The organism is Bartonella sp. AP88HLJMH (genome assembly GCF_042195605.1).
Taxonomy (GTDB): Bacteria; Pseudomonadota; Alphaproteobacteria; order Rhizobiales; family Rhizobiaceae; genus Bartonella.
Genome location: NZ_JBHIOR010000046.1, coordinates 1 through 3,413 on the forward strand (window position 1 = coordinate 1; position 3,413 = coordinate 3,413).

Below are 3,413 nucleotides of genomic sequence, written 5' to 3' on the forward strand. Positions count from 1 at the left end.
TAATGGTAGTCAGATCAACACAATTTCTCAGAATGTAGCTAAATTCCTTGGTGGCGATGCAAAATTTGTTGAGGGTATGTTTACAGGACCAACCTACAAGTTATCCAAGGTTGATACAGCTGGTAATATAACAAATAGCTCTTTTGATAATGTTGGTAGTGCATTTACTGGTCTTGATGAGAATATCAAGAATGTGAATCAGCGTATTAAGGAAGTCTCGGAAGGAGTTGCACAAGATTCTTTATCATGGAGCGAGGGTGAAAAATCCTTTGTAGCCTTGCATGGAGGAAAAGACGGTGCAAAGACAAATAGCAAGATTAAGTTCCTTGCGGCAGGAGATATTACGAAAGAATCTACAGATGCAGTAAATGGCTCCCAACTTTATTCCTTAGGAAAAGATCTTGCATCGTACTTAAACGGTGATGCTAAGTATGAGAAAGATCAATGGTTGTTGCCTAGATTTAAAGTTACACACCTTAAAGAAGATGGCACATCAGAAGAAGCTGAGTACGATAGTGTTTCAGAAGCTCTTTCAGGTGTTGGTAATTCTTTCACGAATGTGGTTAAAGACTTTAATGACAAAGTCACGAATATCACAGAATCTGTCCAAGGCGATGCACTGTTGTGGAATAAGGACGCAGAGGCATTTGTAGCCAAGCATGGGTACAAGGAAAGCAAGACGAACAGCAAGATAACGTCGCTTGCAAATGGGGATATCACTAAAGACTCAAGCGATGCTGTAGCAGGAAATCAGCTATATGCTCTAGGTAACAGTGTTGCGCAGTCTTTAGGTGGTGATGCTAGTTATGCAGGTGGCGCTTGGACGGCTCCAAGTTTCAAAGTTAAGATCGTTAATGAGGATGGTACTAAAGTTGAAGAGAAGAAGTATGATACTGTATCGGAAGCATTTGCTAGTGTAGGAACATCTTTTGAGAATCTTCAAAAAGAGTTTACTCAAAACAACACGGAGGTTACTGAAAATATTAAACAGAATGCGTTTTTGTGGAGTGATTCTGAAAAGGCGTTTGTAGCAACACATGGAGAGGGTGATGAGAAAGGCAACAGTAAAATTAAGTTTCTTTCCAATGGAGAGGTTTCTGCAAGCTCAAGTGAAGCGGTCAATGGTTCTCAGCTTTTTGCGACTAATCAAAATGTAAGCAGTGTATCTAACAATCTTGAAACAACAGCTACGAATATAGCTAAATCCTTTGGTGGTGGCGCTGAATATAAAGAAGGTCATTGGAGTGCACCAAGCTTCAAAGTTAAGATCGTCAAAGAAGATGGCAGTGCTGTTGAAGAGCAAAGTTATGATGATGTTGCCAAAGCGTTTACTGGTGTAGGGGCTTCATTCACGAATATTCACAAAGAGCTTAAGAATGAGATTAATAAAGTTGTAGGAGATAGTCTTGTTAAGTTTGATGACACGACAAAGGTAATCAAGCTTGGTGGTGAAAAAGAAGGTGCGAGCATCAGTATTGTGGATAAGGAAAGCCAAGATAGAATACTTTCAGGTGTTAAGACAGCGACAAGGGATAATGAAGCAGTTAACAAAGGTCAGCTTGATAAAAGTCTGAAGGAGCTTTCTAACAATCTTCAGTCTGATGAATCGGCTGTTGTTCACTATGATAAACAAGGTGATGATAATAGCAGCACTAATTATGCGAGTGTGACTTTGGGTAAAGGTAAGGGTTCTACACCTGTAGGTTTGCATAATATTGCCGAAGGTCAGATTAGTGAGAATTCGCATGATGCGGTTAATGGCGGTCAGATTTCTAAGGTTTCTCAGGATATTGCGAAATACTTAGGTGGAGGTACAAGCTTTAAAGATGGTACTTTCACGGGTCCAACCTATAAATTATCCAGTGTTGATGCAAAAGGCGAGGTAGTAGAAAAATCCTATGGTGATGTTGGTTTAGCCATTGAAGGTATTGATACGAATTTCAAGAATGTGAATAATAACCTAACGAATAAGTTTAATGAACTTACTGAAAACATCACGAATATTACTCAGGAAGTTCAAGGAGATGCGCTGTTGTGGAATAAGGACGCAGAGGCGTTTGTAGCGACGCATGGAGAGAAGGAAAGCAAGAGTAAGATTACATTTCTTTCCAATGGAGAGGTTTCTGCAAGCTCAAGTGATGCGGTCAATGGTTCTCAGCTTTTTGCGACCAATCAAAATGTAAGCAGTGTATCTAACAATCTTGAAACAACAGCTACGAATATAGCTAAATCCTTTGGCGGTGGCGCTGAATATAAAGAAGGTCAATGGAATGCTCCAAGCTTTAAAGTTAAGATCGTCAAAGAAGATGGCAGTGCTGTTGAAGAGCAAAGTTATGATGATGTTGCTAAAGCATTTGCTGGTGTAGGGAATTCATTCACGAATATTCACAAAGAGCTTAAGGATGAGATTAACCAAGTTGTGGGAGATAGTCTTGTTAAACAAGATGAAAAGACACATGCTATTAGTGTAGGGGGTGAAAAGCGTGGTACAGAAGTTAAGCTTTCGAATATTGATGGTGCCGCACGGACTCTTTCCGGTGTGAAATCAGGAACGCTTTCGGAAGCATCGAGTGAGGCGGTCAATGGTTCTCAGCTTTTTGATACGAATAAGACTGTTGCAACTTATTTAGGTGGTGGCGCTGAATATAAGGAAGGTCAATGGAGTGCTCCAAGTTTCAAAGTTAAGATCGTCAAAGAAGATGGCAGTGCCGTTGAAGAGCAGAGCTATGATGATGTTGCGTCTGCCTTTGCTGGTGTTGGTGATTCATTCATGAATATTCATAAAGAGCTTCAGAATGAGATTAATAAAGTTGTAGGAGATAGTCTTGTTAAGCAGGATGATGCTACGAAGGTAATCAAGATAGGTGATGAAAAAGAGGGTAGTGCAATCACAATTTCAAACATGAATGGTGATGCACGTAGTCTCTCTGGCGTGAAAGCTGGAACACTTTCTGAAGGCTCGACGGAAGCCGTGAATGGTTCTCAGCTTTATTCCTTGAATCAGACGCTGGCGACTTATTTTGGTGGTGGAGCTCACTATGAAGATGGTCAATGGGTAGCACCTACTTTCAAAGTTACGACATTTAATGATGATGGTAGACCAGAAGAGCATAGCTACCCTAATATTGCGGAAGCGTTTGTTGGTGTAAGCAATTCATTTACAAAGCTTCATAATGAGATTTCAGACAATATTGAGCAGAATGCGTTGTTGTGGAGTGATGAAGACAGTGCGTTTGTAGCGCTTCATGGGAAGGGAGATAAAAGAAGTAAGAGCAAACTGAAGTCAGTTTTAGATGGCGATATTTCTGAAGGTTCAACAGAGGCGATTACGGGCAATCAGCTTTATTCCTTGCATCAGACGCTAGCGATGTATTTAGGAGGAGGAGCTAGCTATGAAGGTGGCGAATGGAGGG

Annotated in this window: 1 pseudogene; it reads left to right on the top strand. The window is 40.7% G+C overall.

From position 1 onward, the window contains the following. A pseudogene (locus ACFIMA_RS09200) lies at positions 1-3,413 on the top strand (hypothetical protein); the annotation flags it as partial.